This window comes from Rhizobium sp. NZLR1b (assembly GCF_019685155.1).
In the GTDB taxonomy this organism is placed as follows: Bacteria; Pseudomonadota; Alphaproteobacteria; order Rhizobiales; family Rhizobiaceae; genus Rhizobium.
The window spans coordinates 417,922-433,870 of sequence record NZ_JABDWC010000003.1 but is presented as its reverse complement, the minus strand read 5'-3'; the positions used below and the strand labels follow the sequence as shown (position 1 = coordinate 433,870).

Here is a 15,949-nt window from a genome sequence, read left to right as displayed (position 1 = left end):
TCAACCGGCACGGCGTATCCGGCTGCCACGCGACGGGGCGGATTGATCTTCGAACAGCGAGGCAAGCTGCTCGGTCATCGCGCCGGCAAGCTCGTCGGCATCGACGATCGTCACGGCGCGGCGATAGTAACGTGTCACATCGTGACCGATGCCGATCGCCAGCAGTTCGACAGGCGAGCGCGTCTCGATCTGCTCGATGACGGCGCGCAGGTGCCGCTCGAGATAATTGCCTGGATTGACCGACAGCGTCGAATCGTCGACCGGCGCCCCGTCCGAAATCATCATCAGGATGCGGCGCTGCTCGCGGCGTGCGAGCAGACGATTATGCGCCCAGATCAGCGCCTCGCCGTCAATATTTTCCTTGAGCAGGCCCTCGCGCATCATCAGCCCGAGATTGGCCCGTGCCCGCCGCCACGGCGCGTCGGCCGATTTGTAGATGATATGGCGCAGGTCGTTGAGGCGACCCGGCGTCTGCGGCTTGCCGCCGGCAAGCCAGCCCTCACGTGCCTGCCCGCCTTTCCAGGCCTTGGTGGTGAAGCCGAGGATCTCGACCTTGACGCCGCAGCGCTCCAGCGTGCGGGCGAGAATATCGGCGCAGGTGGCGGCAACCGTGATCGGCCGGCCGCGCATCGAGCCGGAATTGTCGATGAGCAGGGTGACGACGGTGTCGCGGAACTGCGTGTCGCGCTCCATCTTGAAGGACAGCGCCTGCATCGGATCGATGATGATACGCTGCAGCCGGGCCGGATCGAGATAACCCTCTTCCAGATCGAAATCCCAGGAGCGGTTCTGCTGCGCCATCAGCCGGCGCTGCAGCCGGTTGGCCAGGCGGCCGACCGCGCCCTGCAGATGCGCCAGCTGCTTGTCGAGGAAGGCGCGCAGGCGCTCCAACTCGGCGGCATCGCAGAGTTCCTCGGCGGTGATGATCTCGTCAAACGCTTCGGTAAAGACGTGATAATCGACCTTTTCGTTGAAATCGGCAAAAGGCGTGTTCGGACGGCGGGTCTCGCCCGGCGTTTCCGAATCGTCCTCGCCCTCTTCCATCATGTCGTCGTCGGAAATTTCGGCGCCTTCGGTCTCGCCGTCCTCCATCTGCTCGTCGGCGACTTCACTGTCTTCGACGGGGGCGGCGTCGGTGCCGGCATCCTCGTCGACCTCGTCCTGATCCTGCTCGTCGCCGCTCGGCTGGTCTTCCTGATCCGACTGGTCGTCATTATCGGCGTCGCTGTCGTCGTCGCCGTATTCCTCGGCCATTTCCATGGCCGACAGCATGTTGCGGATGACCTTGGCGAAGGCCTGCTGGTCGTTGATCGCGCTCGACAGATTGTCGAGTTCGGACCCTGCCTTGTCCTCGATGAAGCCGCGCCAGAGGTCGAGCACCTTGCCGGCGGAGGCGGGCGGGCGCTGGCCGGTCAGCTTCTCGCGCACCATCATCGCAACGGCTTCACCGACCGGTGCGTCTTCCTGGCGTTCGATGCCGGTGAAATTCGCCTTGGAATATTTCTCTTCGGTCATGGAGCGCAGGTTCGACGCCATGCCCTCCATGCGCAGCGCGCCGATCGATTCGACGCGCGCCTGCTCGACGACATCGAAGATCGCCCGGGCGTCCGAGCCCTGCGGCGCCATCGTCGAATGCACCTTTTCGTCATGACAGGCGAGACGCAGCGCCATGGAATCGCCAAGCCCGCGGGTGACCGCCAGCTCATGCGCCGTCGGCCGCTTGGAAAGCTCCGGCAGCCGGATGCGCTCGCCGGTCATCCCCGGTCGTTCATTGGCGAAGGTCACCTCGACATCGCCGTCGCCGGCGATCGAGCGCACGCAGCCGGTTATCGCCCGGCGTAATGGCTCGACGTCGACAGGGGCGCCGGGCTTTGCTTTCGAATTGTCACCGCGAGCTGCCATGATCGGTCGGTCTCAGGCTCCGAGAACGATATTGGCGGCACTTTCCTTCAGCTCGACGCCGAAGGCCCGCTGATAATGCTCGGCGACCAGAGGGCGCTCCAGTTCGTCGCACTTGTTGAGGAAGGTGACGCGGAAGGCGAAGGCGAGATCTCCGAAGATCTCGGCATTCTCGGCCCAGGTGATGACGGTACGCGGGCTCATGACCGTGGAGAGATCACCATTCATGAAGGCAGCACGCGTCAGGTCAGCGACGCGGACCATCTTCGAAACGGTGTCGCGGCCTTCCCTGTCCTTGCCGAAGCTCTTCACCTTGGCGGCGACGATATTCACTTCGTGGTCATGCGGCAGGTAGTTCAGCGTCGTCACGATCGACCAGCGGTCCATCTGAGCCTGGTTGATCTGCTGCGTGCCGTGATAGAGGCCGGTGGTATCGCCAAGGCCGATCGTATTGGCGGTCGCAAACAGGCGGAAGGCCGGGTGCGGTCGGATGACGCGGCTCTGGTCGAGCAGCGTCAGGCGGCCGGAGGATTCGAGCACGCGCTGGATGACGAACATCACATCGGGACGGCCGGCATCATATTCGTCGAACACCAGCGCGACATTGTGCTGATAGGCCCAGGGAAGGATGCCGTCCTTGAATTCGGTGACCTGCAGCCCGTCCTTGACGACGATCGCATCCTTGCCGACAAGATCGATACGGCTGACATGGCTGTCGAGGTTGATGCGCACGCAGGGCCAGTTAAGCCGTGCGGCCACCTGCTCGATATGCGAGGACTTGCCCGTGCCGTGATAGCCGGAGATCATCACGCGGCGGTTATGGGCGAAGCCTGCGAGAATGGCGAGCGTCGTGTCGCGGTCGAACAGGTAGTCGGTGTCGAGGTCCGGCACATAGGCGTCGCCCTTGCTGTAGGCGGGAACGCGGATGTCGGAATCGATGCCGAAGGCCTCGCGGACCGAAACGGTGGTATCGGGCAGTTCTGAAATATCAAGTTCGATCTTGCTCATCATGTCTCCAAGGCGGGTGAAGCCACCCGGCCATACTGTCTCAGGCCATGTCGCAACCGTGACGCCGCGATTTTATTCCGCGCTCGTCCAGGTCGGAACGTCGGCGATGCTTCTCCGGGACTGAAACGAAACCTCGGCGGGATAATGACCGCGTGCGAGCATTCTTGAAAGAGTCCCGGACAAGAAACGCCGCGTCCGGAAGGTCGGCGGAGGCGATGTCGGGAAAACGCACAAATATGAGCCGCGTTTGCCTGCGGCCTCAGCCGATTTGGACCATACCCGATTGAAGCCTAAGAGCAAGGACGGGAACTAACAAAAACCGTTCTGCTTCAACAATTGATAGGCCTGGATGACGGCGCGGAAACGCTCTTCCGAGCCGCGGTCGCCGCCATTGGCATCCGGATGGTGCTTCTTGACCAGTTCCTTGTAGCGGCTCTTGATCTCCGCCGACGTCGCATTGGCATTGAGGCCCATCGTATCGAAGGCCTTGCTTTCCAGCGATTTCAGCTTGCGCGCCTGGGGAAAACGCGGCCCGCTGCCCTTGCCGCCTTCCTTGACGAAGCCGAAGGGATCGCGAACGCGTGTATAGGCGCCGGAGCGAACCTCCGAATGCAGCGGACTGTCCTTCGCCGCCTTGTTGACGCCGACGGTCCATGTCGGCCGGTGGCCGGTGATCGCCTCTTTCTGGTAGCGAGCGATCTCGCCGTCCGAAAGACCGGAGAAATAATTATAGCCCTTGTTGTAGTCCTTGACGTGCGCGAAGCAGAACAAAAAGAACTGGCCTTCCGCATTGCGTCCGACAGGAGCGCGATGCACGCCTTTCTTGTCGCAGCCGTCCCACTGACAGGTAGGCGGAGCCTCCTCTGCCTCAGGCTCGCGTTTGCGACTTGTTCGGATGCGATCGAAATATTTGGAATCAAGTGTCATGACGGCGCTAATTATGGGGCTGTCGCGACGCGACAACAAGAATTGACAAATGGGTTTGTTGCTGGCTTGGTGGGAACCTTTTTCGCGAAACAGCAAGATCGGATGATGACCCTGAGAACCCGCATCGAAGAAAAGCTTGTCGAAGCCTTCGCCCCCGAACGCCTGAGCGTCATCGACGAAAGCGATCTGCATGCCGGCCATCAGCCCGATATCACCGGCACCGGCGAAACCCATATGCGGGTGAGGATCGTCTCAGTCAAGTTCGCCGGCATGTCGCGGCTGGCGCGCCACCGGGCGATCACCGACCTGTTGAAACCGGAACTCGATGCCGGCCTGCATGCGCTGGCGGTCGAACCGGCAGCACCTGACGAGCCGACCCGCTGGTAGCGGCACAGCAGCTTATATGGTTACCTGTAACCGCTAAAGCGCGCCGCGATCTTTCAGATCCGCTTCTCGCGCTTTAGGTCTTTGTTTTTACGCATGTCGTTATCGCAAGACCGCGGCACACTTTTGCGCGACATGCTCTAATCCAAGCCGGATCAGGCCGGTTTCGCGCCGTCTTCCCCGGCCGGGCGAATGCGCAGCTTGGTGATGCGGTTCTTCTCCCGCTTCATGACGACGAAACGCTTGCCATAAAAGGTGAAGGCCTGGCGCTCTTCCGGGATGGTCATCGATTCATGGATGACGAGGCCTGCAATCGTCGTCGCCTCCTCGTCGGGCAGGTTCCAGTCGAGCGCGCGGTTGAGGTCGCGGATCGGTACGCCGCCGTCGACGACGACGGAACCGTCGGCCTCCTGGCGCACGCCCTGGATCTCGATATCGTGCTCGTCGGAAATATCGCCGACGATTTCCTCAAGGATATCTTCCAGCGTGACGATGCCCTGCACCTCGCCATATTCGTCGACGACGACGGCGAAATGCTGCTTGCGCCGCAGGAAGGCGTTGAGCTGATCTTCAAGATTGGTGCTGTCGGGCACGAACCACGGCTTCTGCGCGATCTTGACGATATCGAGGTTCTGCGGCTCCATGTTCGGCTCGGCAAGCGCCCGCAACAGGTCCTTGGCGTGCACGACGCCGATGATGTTGTCAATCGTGCCGCGCCACAGAGGCATGCGCGTATAGGGACTTTCGAGAATGGCGCGCACCACCGCTTCCGGCGGATCGTCGGCGTTGATCGCCCGCATCGCCGTGCGGTGGACCATGATATCGGAGAGTTCCAGCTCGCTGAGATCGAGCACGCCGCCGAGACGGTCGCGATCGGCCTTCACCACCGATCCCTCGCGGTGCAAGAGGTCGACGGCGCCGCGCAGTTCCTCATGCGCCGTCAGCATCGACGTCTCCCGCGACAGGTTGATGCCGAACAGCGCAAGGATCCGGCGGACGATCGCGTTGACGAAGGAGGAAAGCGGGCCGACGACGAGGACGAAGAGCCTGGCCGGAGCCGCAATGGCGAGTGCGAAACGGTCGGGTGTCGAAATCGCCCAGCTCTTCGGCAGCACTTCAGCGAAGATGACCAGGATGACGGTCATCGCAAGCGTCGCCAGCGCCACGCCGGAATTGCCGAACAGCCCGAGGAACAGGCTGGTGGCGATCGAGGAGGATAGGATGTTGGCGAGATTGTTGCCGATCAGCAGCGCGCCGATCAGCCGGTCGCGCCGCTCGATCAACTGCCGGACGAGGCCGGCGCGTTCGTCGCCGTTGGCTTCAAGCGTATGGATGCGGCTGCGCGAAACAGCGGTCAGCGCCGTCTCGGAGCCGGAAAAGAAGGCGGACATCAGCACGAGCGCCGTGATCGAAAGGATCTCCGGCCAATATGTTGCAAGAAATGCCAGAGCGCCTTCGACAGTTGTCACGGATGTTTTTCCCGGAGAAAGCTGATCACCTCGGAGGCCGGAACGTCGTCGGCGACGAAAGACTGGCCAATGCCGCGCGTCAAGATGAAGGTGAGCTTGCCGCTCTTGACCTTCTTGTCCTGGGCGATCGCATCCATCAGCGTTTCGGCCGGCGGTAGCTCGCCCGGAATGTCGGACATGCGGGTCGGCAGGCCGACCTCCTTGAGGTGCCGCTCGACGCGCCGCGCATCGTCGGGGCTTGCAAGGTTCATCCGTGCGGAGAATTCGTGTGCCAGCACCATGCCGATCGCAACGCCCTCGCCATGCACGAGGCGGGAGCTGTCATAGGCGGTCGCCGCCTCAAGCGCATGGCCGAAAGTGTGGCCGAGATTGAGCAACGCCCGCGGGCCGTTCTCGCGCTCGTCGGCAACGACGACATCGGCCTTCGCCTGACAGCTGGCGGCAATCGCCTCGATGCGGGCGGAACCGCCTGTAAAAACCGACGTCCAGTTGGCTTCCAGCCAGGCGAAGAAATCCGGCTTGTCGATCAGCCCGTATTTGGCGACCTCGGCGTAACCGGCGCGGAATTCGCGCTCGCTAAGCGAATTCAGCACATCGGTATCGGCCAGAACCAGATCCGGCTGATGGAAGACGCCGATCAGATTTTTGCCGTGGCGGGAATTGATGCCGGTCTTGCCACCGACGGAGGAATCGACCTGCGACAGCAGCGAGGTCGGCACCTGCACGAAGCGCACGCCGCGGCGGACGATGCCGGCGGCAAATCCCGAAAGGTCGCCGATGACGCCGCCGCCGAGCGCGATGACGCAATCATTGCGCTCGACACGGGCTTCGAGCACCTTGTCGCAGACAGTTATCAGATGTTCGAAGCTTTTGGTCTTCTCGCCGGCCGGCAGGACGACCTCAGCCGAGGCAATGCCCGCTTCATCAAGACTTGCGACGAGCGCCTTCAAATAGAGCGGAGCGACATTTTCATCAGTGATGATCGCCGCCTTGCGGCCCTTGAGCCGGGAGGCGATCTCGGCGCCGGCCCGTGCGATCAGCCCCGGACCGATCAGGATGTCATAGGCGCGCTCGCCGAGCGGCACATGCACCGTCTGGACGGCGGAGGCGGAGGGTATCGCATTCATGACGCTGCACTTTCATTCTGAGCTTCGATCACGGCCGTCAGCACCTCGTCGGCCATGATTTCCTTGCGCACGTCGCGCGAGAGCACGGTGAGGTCGGCCTGCGCGTAGATCGGGTAGCGCGCATTCATCAGGCCTTCGAGCGTCTGCTTCGGATTTTCGGTCTTGAGCAGCGGCCGCGTATCACGCTTGGCGACCCTGTCCCAGAGCACGTCGAGATCGGCCTTCAGCCAGACGGACAGGCCGCCCTTCTTGATATGCCTGCGCGTCCGGTCGTTGATGAAGGCGCCGCCGCCGGTGGAGACGACCCGTGGCCCGCTCTTCAGCAGCCGTTTCATCACCCGCGTTTCCAGCGCCCGGAACTCCACTTCGCCATAGGCCGCGAATAATTCGGCGATCGTCATGCGTGACACCCGCTCGATTTCGTGATCGCTGTCGATGAAGGGAATCCCGAGCTGGGTGGCGACGATCCGGCCGACCGAGGATTTTCCAGCGCCCATCAGGCCGACAAGGATGAGATTACGTGAACCGAGCGCGGCGCGAGCTCTGTCTTTCAAGCTGTCAGCAACGGTCAGCAGTGGTTCACTCATCGGTCCATTCACACTTTGTTTGCAAACCGTATCGACAAATGCAGCTGGAGCGTCAAGTCGCGGACAAGGGAATCATGGCTTGAATACCGCTTCTTGCACTTGCAGATACGCTTCTTATAACAGAAGCAGAGCATGAAGGAGTTGCCGGATGCCGACCCTGTTCCGTTTTCTGTTCGTCTGCGCGATCCTCGCCGGGACGGTCTACGGAGCGATGTGGGCGCTTGTGACCTTCGTCGAGCCCGAGCCGCGCGACGTGACGATCCGCATTCCGTCCGAGCGGGTCAATCCGCCCGCGACGGGGGCGATCGCTCCGACCAGGAAGTGACCGAAATGGTGGATCTCGGCCGCGTCCATGTGGAATCCTTCCTGGAGATGATGAGCGCCGAGCGCGGCGCGGCCGCCAACACGCTGCAATCCTATGAGCGTGACCTCGAAGATGTCAGTTCCTTCCTGCACGAGCGTCGCATACGGCTCACCGAGGCTGCCTCCGCCGATCTCTCCGCCTATCTTTCCTCGCTTGCCCGAAAGGGTTTCAAACCCTCGTCCCAGGCGCGCCGGCTTGCCGCCATGCGGCAATTCTACAAATTCCTCTACGCCGAGGGCCTGAGAACCGACGACCCCACCGGCATTCTCGACGCGCCGAAGAAAGGCCGTCCGCTGCCGAAGACGATGGGCGTCGACGAGGTCGGCAAGCTGCTTTCACAGGCTGAGGCCGAAGCGGGGGATACGGCGCCGGGCCAGCTGCAGCGCCTGCGCATGCTGGCGCTTCTGGAGCTGCTCTATGCCACTGGCATGCGTGTCAGCGAACTGGTTACGCTTCCCGCCCGTGTGCTCGACCAGGAAGGCCGTTTCCTGATGATCCGCGGCAAGGGCAACAAGGAGCGGCTGGTGCCGCTGTCGCATTCGGCGATATCAGCGCTGAAATCCTACGGGCGCCTGCTGGCGGCGGAAAATGCCGTGGCGAAGCAGCCGCAGGAAAGCCCGTGGCTGTTTCCCGCCGCCTCGAAGGAGGGCTACCTGCCACGCCAGGTTTTCGCCCGCGACCTGAAGAACTTGGCAATCCGCGCCGGGCTGACGCCGTCGCTGATCTCGCCGCATGTCATGCGCCACGCCTTTGCCAGCCACCTGCTAGCCAATGGCGCCGATCTGCGCGTCGTGCAGGAACTCCTCGGCCATTCGGACATTTCGACCACACAGATCTACACGCATGTCCTGGAAGAGAGGCTGCAGCAGCTTGTCCAGACGCATCACCCCCTTGCCAAACAGGCGAAAAAGCACGAATAGGACCGGCGACAAGGGGCGGAGCCAGGAAAACGCCCCGGGCACAAGGAACGGAAACGCACCTCATGCACAATTATCTCGACTTCGAAAAGCCGATCTCCGACCTCGAAGGCAAGATTATCGAGCTGAAGAAGCTCGCCACGGAAGACGAGAGCATCGACACCACCGATGAAATCGGCAGGCTGGAGGTTCGCGTCCGCGAGGCGATCGTCGAAATCTATTCCAAGCTCAATCCCTGGCAGAAGACCCAGGTCGCCCGCCATCCGCAGCGGCCGCATTTCGTCGATTACGCCAAGACGCTGTTCCAGGAATTCACGCCGCTCGCCGGCGACCGCAAATTTTCCGAGGATGCCGCGATCCAGGCGGGCCTCGCGCGCTTCCGCGGCCAGCCCGTCGCCGTCATCGGCCAGGAAAAGGGCAACGACACCAAGAGCCGCCTGAAGCACAATTTCGGCAGCCCGCGGCCGGAAGGCTACCGCAAGGCGATCCGCATCCTCGAAATGGCCGATCGTTTCGGCCTGCCGGTGATTTCGCTGGTGGACACGGCTGGCGCCTATCCCGGCGTCGGCGCCGAAGAGCGCGGCCAGGCCGAGGCGATCGCCCGCTCGACGGAAAAATGTCTCGGCGTCAAGGTTCCCCTCGTGTCCATCGTCATCGGCGAAGGCGGCTCGGGCGGCGCGATCGCCATCGCCACCGGCAACAAGGTCTATATGCTCGAGCATTCGATCTACAGCGTCATCTCGCCGGAAGGCGCCGCCTCCATCCTCTGGCGCGATTCGACCCGCGCCCGGGAAGCGGCGACCAACATGAAGATCACTGCCGAGGACCTGAAATCGCTCGGCATCATCGACGGCATCATTTCCGAGCCGCTGGGCGGCGCCCATCGCGATCCCGACAGCGTCATTGCCGCGACCGGCGACATGATCGCCAATGCGCTCGGCGAAATGGCATCGCGTTCCGGCGAGCAGCTGCGCAACGAGCGACGCCAGAAATTCCTCAATATCGGCCGCAATCTCTAGAACAGGATGATTTTAGGCCCGGTTGGCCTAAAATCTGAATCCTGTTCTAAATTAAAGAGTAGAGCATGATGTCGTCCGAAAACCGCGCACACTTTTCGGCATCATGCTCTAAAACAGCCGGAAATCGCTGAGACTTTTCGGCATCATGTCCGAGACAAGTTCGGCTTTCGCCGATTGGGGCCAAATCTTGGCCACATTGATACTATCTGTAACATTCGCGCTTGCGGGGATGTTCGGGGCACGTCATAGGCTGGTAAGGTTTTATAAAGTATAAGCCGCCTATGATTCCTTCCAATGCCCGAACTCCATAGGCGGACCGGGTCGCTTTATCTTTATGGGCTAGTTTGGATGCGCATACGTCATTTTGCCTATGTTTCCCTCATGGCGCTGGCTCTTGCCGGCTGCAATGATGCGTTGGATACCGCGCAGGTCGATCTCTCCAAGGTCAAGAACAAGGTCGAGCAGCCGCTTCCTGCCCATATCCTCACCGCCATGTCCGCCAAGGGCATGGACCGCAATTCGCCGATCATGATCCGCATCTTCAAGGAAGAAGGTGCCATGGAGATCTGGAAGGCGAAGACCGACAACCGTTTCGACAAGATCGCCGATTACAAGATCTGCGCCTGGTCCGGCCGTCTCGGTCCCAAGGTAAAGACCGGCGACCGGCAGGCGCCGGAAGGTTTTTACGACCTGACGCGCGCCAACCTGAACCCCAACTCGAAATATTATCTGGCGATCAACACCGGCTTCCCGAACCGCTACGACGCGGCGAACGGCCGCAGCGGCTCCGATCTGATGATCCATGGCGCCTGCTCGTCCTCCGGCTGCTATTCGATGACTGACCAGCAGGTGCTTGAGATCTACGCCTTCGCCCGCGACGCCTTCAAGGGCGGCCAGTCGACCGTGCAGCTGCAGGCCTTCCCCTTCCGCATGAGCGCGGAAAACATGGTCAAGCATCGCCTCGACTCGAGCTACGACTTCTGGAAGATGCTGAAGGTCGGCTACGACAATTTCGAAGTGACCAAGCGCCCGCCCGAGGTGAACGTCTGCGAGAAGAAATACGTCTTCAACCAGCAGGCAACCGATGGCGGCGCCTTCAATGCCGCCGGCAAGTGCCCTGCTATGTCGACACCGCCGGCGCTGACGGCAGCGCTTTCCGCCTACGGCAAGACCTATGATGCCGACTATGCCAAGGCGATGGGCAAATTCGACGGCATGGCCTGGTATGATCCGTCCGAAGCCGAGCGCAAGGCGGTGGTCGCCAAGACCCGCAAGGGCCGCGAACTGGCTTATGCCCCGACCGGCACCTCGCTGGAAGCCGGCCGCATGGTCAAGGTTGCCGACCTCGAAGACATGATGGCCAAGCGCACCGCGCAGGGCATTGCCGCCAAGACCGCGCCGGGCGCCACACCTCTCGCCGCTGCCCAGCCGCAGCCAATGGCAGTCGCTGCTGCGACCCCTGCGGCCGTCGCGACCCCAGCAGTGGTGCCGGTGCCGATGCCGAACCCCCTGGCCTATACGGCACCCGAACCGCAGGAAACCGCAGAAGTCGCGGCAAAGAAGCCGTTCTGGAAATTCTGGGCGCGGAACTGAACGGCTTGAACCCCGTTCTCTACGATCTTCGCGGCCTGAAATGCCCCTTCCCCGTGATCAAGACACGCAGGAAGCTTGCCGCCATGGCAAGCGGCACGCTCATCCGCGTCGACACCACCGATCCGCTGGCGGTGATCGACATGCCGCATTTCTGCAATGAGGACGGCCACGAGCTGGTCGAGACCGAAAAGACCGAAAACGGCCACCGCTTCCTGATCCGAAAGGGCTAAAGCGCGTCGCATCAAACTTGATTCATGCGACGCGCTTTAGTCCTTTGTTTTTATGCATTTCGTTATCCCGGAACCGCTGCACACAGATTCGCTCTTAGCGCTTTAGCCTATTGTTTTTACGCATGTCGTTATCGCGAAACCGCTGCACACTTTTGCGCGACATGCTCTAAAATCAGCCCGAACAAGTCGCAACGCAGGTCATTTGCGGCGTTGCATTACCAGTGGATCAATTGCGATCCTGCCGCCGCCAAACACGACCAATGCCAATGCCATCGCCGCCCAGGGCAGGTGGAAATTCGCCCAGCCATCGGGAATGGTCAGTTGGATAATCGCCGTCATCAGCAGCAAGCCGAGGGCGGCAAACCGCGTCCCCAAGCCGAGGATCAACAGGACCGGCAGGACCAGTTCGCCGATCCCTGCTGCCGTCGCCATCGTCAAGGGAAACGGATAGGGAATCTCGCTGCCGAAGATATGGAGTCTGAACTCCTGTTCGAAGAGATATCTTGCCCCTTGTGAAAGCGTCAGGAATCCGTCCCATTTCGTCAGTCCCGACTTGAAAAAGGGAATTGCGAGCGCGAAGCGCAGCGCCAGCAGCGGCAGCGATGGGGGAAGGGAGGCGAGCAGGCCTTCGGTGCGTGTGACGAGAGCGGCAAGGGCAGCGCCAGCGCCGTATGAGGAGGCTGCTTCGGTCTTCATGGGACGTTTCCTTCATCCTGTTGCAGGGCGCCGAATGCACCGAGACTGGCAAGACCAATCAGCGCTGTTCCAAAATCGAATTCGGGGGCGGCGATCAATGCCGCCTCTGCTGCCGCACCCAGCGTGGCGGCCTTGAACAAGCAGGCCGCGAAAACGGAGTCCTGCGGCGGCAGGATATGAACATGGACGGTCATCTCCGGCCGCACGACCAGCACATCCTGCGCTCGCCAGTCGGCGACCGGCATAACCATGTCCTGCTGATGCGCACTCCAGATCGAGCCAACAGGATGGTCCGAACGGATCAAACCCGCTGAAGGGTGCGGCACCAGCCGCAAGTCGGCAAGCGTCTCGGGCGCCAAGGCCGAGAGGGCCGCGAGATCGAGCGGCGCGGCGTCCGCCGCCTGATAGGCCCGCGTCCAGGCCGCTTCGATCCGGGCGACGCCGGCCAGATAGGCAAGATTACTCGCCGGCCGGAAGCTTGCAATGAAATCCGGAAAGTCGCCGCCATATTCGATAATCAGCGGTGAGGTGGGTTTGTGATCCTGGGCATAGGCCCGCGCCATAGCTGTGAAGAATTGCTTTCCAACGAGCCGTTCCGTCACCGGAAAGTGCTGCGCCAATGCCCTTGTCAGCCCGACGAAGACATTGTTGCGGTAGATGGCGAACCGCGCAGCGTCGGTCGTGCCGCGCGCTGTGGTGATACCGTCCGGCACCGGCCGGTCGGCATGCAGCAATGCATCAGCAAAGGCGTTCTGGCTTGCGGCGAAATCCATTGTCATGCCGCCCGGATCCTACGCTTATTGCGGCGGAGCGTTTCGGCGGCGAGCATCGCATCCGCGCGGGCCGCCTCCGTCTGCAACGTCACGAAATCCGGGACGTCGTTGTCCCATTCGATCAGCGTCGGCAGCGGTCCGCTGCGCGCAAGCGTGTGTTCGTAGAGCGCCATCACATCGCCCTTGACCGCCGTACCATGCGTGTCGATCAGCAACCGGTCGCCGGCGTCGTCGAGGGTCTCGTCGTAGCCGGCAAGGTGGATCTCGCCGACCAACTCGACCGGGAAGCAGTCGATATAGGTGGCGGCATCGAGCCGGTGATTGACCGCCGAGACCATCACGTTGTTGACGTCGAGCAGCAGACCGCAGGCGGTCCGCTCCGCAATTGTCGCCAGAAAGTCCACCTCATCGATCGTGCTGTCGGCAAACAGCACGTAGGTCGCCGGGTTTTCGAGCAGCAGTCGTTGTCCGAGCGCCTGCTGCGTTTCGTCGACATGATCGATGACGCGCGCCAGCGTTTCCGGCGTATAGGGAAGCGGCAGCAGGTCATTGAGAAAGCCCGTGTCGTGGGTCGACCAGGCCAGATGTTCGGAGAAGCTCTGCGGCCGATAGCGATCGATCAGGCCGCGCAGCCGCTTCAGATGCGCCTTGTCAAGCTCGTGCGCTGCACCGATCGACAAGCCGACGCCATGCAGCGAAAGTGGATAGAGTGCACTCACGGCTTCCAAATAGCGATGCGGCGGCCCGCCGGCGCCCATATAGTTCTCGGCATGCACCTCGAAGAAGCCGATATCCGGCCGATTGGCCAGAATAGTCTCATAGTGCTCGGGCTTGAGACCAAGGCCGGCACGGGCGGGCAAGGCGGAAGTTGGGATTTTTGAAGCGGACATCGCGGTTCCTCCCGATTTGTCGGACAATGGCGGGGACCCGTGTAGCTGGGCCCCCGCTTGACGGTCAGCCCTTCATCGGCTCCAGCTTGCCCATGTGGCCGCCGACATTCATGCTGGTGCAGGTACCGGTCGGCACAGCTTTCCAGGAGTTGCCCTGATAGTCCATCGTCGAGGTGCCTGCGCAGGTCGTGCCGGCGCCTGCGGCGCAGTCGTTATGTCCCTTGAGCGCGATGCCATAGCACTTCTCGTTGCCGACCATTTTCTCAGCCGGCAACGGGGCGGCGAAAGCAACGGACGCAAAAGCGGTGGCGAGCGAGCCGGCGAGGGTAAGGGTGAGCGTCGAACGGTTCATGGATGATCTCCTCTTGGATGTTCCGCCGGCCGGTCATCGGCCGGGTAACTCTCCATGCGGTTCGGCAAGGCCTTCTGTTACGCATGGCAACGAACACGAATTCGTGATCGACAATATGGTTTGCTGCAATGCAGCACAGGAGGCGCAGATCCAGGAAGCCTCCTTCGAATTCGACCGGCTGCTCGGCCGCGGCGAAGCGACGGGTAAGAGCGACTTCGCTTTCCACCGAGAAATCGCGGCTGCCACGAACAATTCATATTATGTGGAAGTTCTCGATGCGCTTGGCATGCGGGCGATCCCGTGCGACATAGCCTCGCCCTGGGGCACAGACAGCACGCTGTCGCGTGACTATCCGGAAGGCCTGCAGCGCGGCGAGCATCTGGCAATCCTGAGGGCGATCTCGGCCGGTGACCCGGAAGCCGCCCGCGCCGCCATGCGCGCCCACCTGACCGCTATCGCAGCTGCTGAGCGGCCAGCAGGCAAGATGGCTTTCAGGCAGCGGTAAACACAGAAGCTGAAGAAGATCGCGTAACAACAAATGTGAACGCGATCTAGATTCGCATGCCGGGAATGGCGAGCGGATTGTCGGACAGCGCGGCGCGATCGGGCATGTCGATGCGCGGCTTGCCGAGGAAGGCGTCGAACAGATCCTTCACGAAGGCTTCCGACAGATCCTTGGTGATCAGCACCATGCGCGTGCGCCGGTCGCTGGGATCCGGCCAGGCGGCAAGCCGCACCGGCGGATGGAAGATGCTTTGCACGCCATGCAGCACCAGCGGTCGGTCCGGCCGGTCGGAGACGGAAACGATCGCCTTCATCCTCAGCAGCTTCTCGCCATGGGCAGAGCGCAGCAGGTCGATAAACATGTCGAGCGCCATCGGATCGATCGGCTTTTCCTCGACGATCGAGAAAGAGCGGATCGAGGCATCGTGACGGTTGACGTCATGCGGGTCCTGATGCGCGTGATCATGGTGGTGATGGTGGCCGTGGTCCCCATCATGATCATGATTGTGATGCGCCTCGTGCGCATTCTCGTCCTGCAGCCAGCGGCCGACATCGGCGATCTTCGTCGCCGGATCGTAGATGCCGTTGACGAGCACCGCGGCACTGCCTGCCTCGGTGCTGTCGGCATCCATCATCGTCGCGCGCGGATTGAGCGCCCGCAGGCGCTTTTCCAGAGCATCCACTCCAGCTGTCCCGCCGGCCATCGGTTTTTTCGAGACGATCAGCCGGTCGGCGACCGCCGCCTGCTTGCGCGCTTCCTCGTGATTGTCGAGCGTCTGCAGCCCGTTTACCGCATCGACGACGGTAACGACGCCATCGAGTTCGAAATTCGTCGCAATGACGGGATTGCCCATGATTGCCTGCATGACCGGAGCAGGATCGGCAAGACCCGTCGTTTCGATGACGACGCGCTTCACCGGCTTGACACGGCCGGTCTGCACAGCGTCCATCAGGTTTGCCAGCGTATCCACAAGCTCACCGCGCACGGTGCAGCAGAGGCAGCCGTCTGAGAGTTCGATGATCGAATCGCCGGAACTTTCGACCAGCAGATGATCGATGCCGACATCGCCGAATTCATTGATGATGACGGCTGCATCCTTCATCACCGGATCTTTGAGGATGCGGTTGAGCAGCGTCGATTTGCCGGCGCCGAGAAAGCCGGTCAGGATGGTGACCGGAATCCTGTCGTTGAGCGCGCTCATGTCGTTTT

The 15,949-nt window shown here is 61.8% G+C and carries 17 protein-coding genes and 1 pseudogene; 7 read left to right on the top strand and 11 right to left on the bottom strand.

What is annotated here, in order from left to right:
* The 3 genes from cobT to HJB84_RS06550 all read right to left on the bottom strand — a co-directional run bounded on the left by cobT (position 1) and on the right by HJB84_RS06550 (position 3,834).
* Positions 1–1,902, bottom strand: coding sequence for a cobaltochelatase subunit CobT (cobT, locus tag HJB84_RS06560; protein WP_221115537.1), 1,902 nt, complete (start codon positions 1,900–1,902; stop codon positions 1–3).
* Between the two features lie 12 nt (positions 1,903–1,914).
* Positions 1,915–2,907, bottom strand: coding sequence for a cobaltochelatase subunit CobS (cobS, locus tag HJB84_RS06555; RefSeq protein ID WP_221115536.1), 993 nt, complete (start codon positions 2,905–2,907; stop codon positions 1,915–1,917).
* Between the two features lie 309 nt (positions 2,908–3,216).
* Positions 3,217–3,834, bottom strand: coding sequence for a J domain-containing protein (locus HJB84_RS06550; protein ID WP_221115535.1), 618 nt, complete (start codon positions 3,832–3,834; stop codon positions 3,217–3,219).
* A 102-nt stretch (positions 3,835–3,936) separates the two neighbouring features.
* On the opposite strand from HJB84_RS06550, the gene HJB84_RS06545 reads away from it, so the two are divergent.
* On the top strand, positions 3,937–4,221 hold the full coding sequence (locus tag HJB84_RS06545) for a BolA family transcriptional regulator (protein ID WP_221115534.1): 285 nt from the start codon (positions 3,937–3,939) through the stop codon (positions 4,219–4,221).
* Positions 4,222–4,373: 152 nt separating this feature from the next.
* Here HJB84_RS06545 and HJB84_RS06540 read toward each other — a convergent pair whose 3' ends face one another.
* From HJB84_RS06540 to HJB84_RS06530, 3 genes are read right to left on the bottom strand one after another with little or no spacing between them, the layout of a single operon-like run.
* On the bottom strand, positions 4,374–5,687 hold the full coding sequence (locus HJB84_RS06540; protein ID WP_207582013.1) for an HlyC/CorC family transporter: 1,314 nt from the start codon (positions 5,685–5,687) through the stop codon (positions 4,374–4,376).
* Positions 5,684–6,814, bottom strand: coding sequence for a 3-dehydroquinate synthase (gene aroB, locus HJB84_RS06535; RefSeq protein ID WP_207582014.1), 1,131 nt, complete (start codon positions 6,812–6,814; stop codon positions 5,684–5,686). Before aroB ends, HJB84_RS06540 begins: the two co-directional genes overlap by 4 nt.
* Positions 6,811–7,401, bottom strand: a complete 591-nt coding sequence (locus tag HJB84_RS06530) for a shikimate kinase (protein ID WP_207582015.1) — start codon at positions 7,399–7,401, stop codon at positions 6,811–6,813. Before HJB84_RS06530 ends, aroB begins: the two co-directional genes overlap by 4 nt.
* Positions 7,402–7,549: 148 nt before the next feature.
* Between HJB84_RS06530 and HJB84_RS06525 the strand changes: the two genes are divergently transcribed.
* From HJB84_RS06525 to HJB84_RS06505, 5 genes are all read left to right on the top strand, one after another.
* A complete protein-coding gene (locus HJB84_RS06525; protein ID WP_204330089.1) occupies positions 7,550–7,726 on the top strand; it encodes a hypothetical protein in 177 nt (58 codons plus the stop codon).
* A gap of 5 nt (positions 7,727–7,731) precedes the next feature.
* Positions 7,732–8,685, top strand: coding sequence for a site-specific tyrosine recombinase XerD (gene xerD, locus HJB84_RS06520; RefSeq protein ID WP_207582016.1), 954 nt, complete (start codon positions 7,732–7,734; stop codon positions 8,683–8,685).
* A 62-nt stretch (positions 8,686–8,747) separates the two neighbouring features.
* Positions 8,748–9,701: an acetyl-CoA carboxylase carboxyltransferase subunit alpha gene (locus HJB84_RS06515; protein WP_221115533.1), complete on the top strand. Its 954-nt coding sequence runs from the start codon at positions 8,748–8,750 to the stop codon at positions 9,699–9,701.
* Positions 9,702–10,049: 348 nt separating this feature from the next.
* Complete coding sequence (locus HJB84_RS06510; protein ID WP_221115532.1) at positions 10,050–11,294, top strand: murein L,D-transpeptidase family protein; 1,245 nt, start codon at positions 10,050–10,052, stop codon at positions 11,292–11,294.
* A gap of 5 nt (positions 11,295–11,299) precedes the next feature.
* Positions 11,300–11,524, top strand: a complete 225-nt coding sequence (locus HJB84_RS06505; RefSeq protein WP_221115531.1) for a sulfurtransferase TusA family protein — start codon at positions 11,300–11,302, stop codon at positions 11,522–11,524.
* Between the two features lie 198 nt (positions 11,525–11,722).
* Here HJB84_RS06505 and HJB84_RS06500 read toward each other — a convergent pair whose 3' ends face one another.
* From HJB84_RS06500 to HJB84_RS06485, 4 genes are all read right to left on the bottom strand, one after another.
* The gene (locus HJB84_RS06500) at positions 11,723–12,220 is read right to left on the bottom strand and encodes a DoxX family protein (RefSeq protein ID WP_207582019.1); all 498 of its coding nucleotides are present in this window, start codon (positions 12,218–12,220) and stop codon (positions 11,723–11,725) included.
* Positions 12,217–12,999: a DUF2063 domain-containing protein gene (locus HJB84_RS06495; RefSeq protein WP_221115530.1), complete on the bottom strand. Its 783-nt coding sequence runs from the start codon at positions 12,997–12,999 to the stop codon at positions 12,217–12,219. The genes HJB84_RS06500 and HJB84_RS06495 overlap by 4 nt, the downstream gene beginning before the upstream one ends.
* Complete coding sequence (locus tag HJB84_RS06490; RefSeq protein WP_221115529.1) at positions 12,996–13,883, bottom strand: DUF692 family multinuclear iron-containing protein; 888 nt, start codon at positions 13,881–13,883, stop codon at positions 12,996–12,998. The genes HJB84_RS06495 and HJB84_RS06490 overlap by 4 nt, the downstream gene beginning before the upstream one ends.
* 64 nt (positions 13,884–13,947) lie before the next feature.
* Positions 13,948–14,235, bottom strand: coding sequence for a DUF2282 domain-containing protein (locus HJB84_RS06485; RefSeq protein WP_207582022.1), 288 nt, complete (start codon positions 14,233–14,235; stop codon positions 13,948–13,950).
* A gap of 127 nt (positions 14,236–14,362) precedes the next feature.
* Between HJB84_RS06485 and HJB84_RS06480 the strand changes: the two are divergent.
* Positions 14,363–14,753, top strand: a pseudogene (locus HJB84_RS06480) (FadR/GntR family transcriptional regulator); the annotation flags it as partial.
* Positions 14,754–14,786: 33 nt separating this feature from the next.
* On the opposite strand, the gene HJB84_RS06475 reads toward HJB84_RS06480, so the two are convergent.
* Complete coding sequence (locus HJB84_RS06475) at positions 14,787–15,941, bottom strand: GTP-binding protein (protein ID WP_221115527.1); 1,155 nt, start codon at positions 15,939–15,941, stop codon at positions 14,787–14,789.
* Positions 15,942–15,949 lie beyond the last annotated feature (8 nt).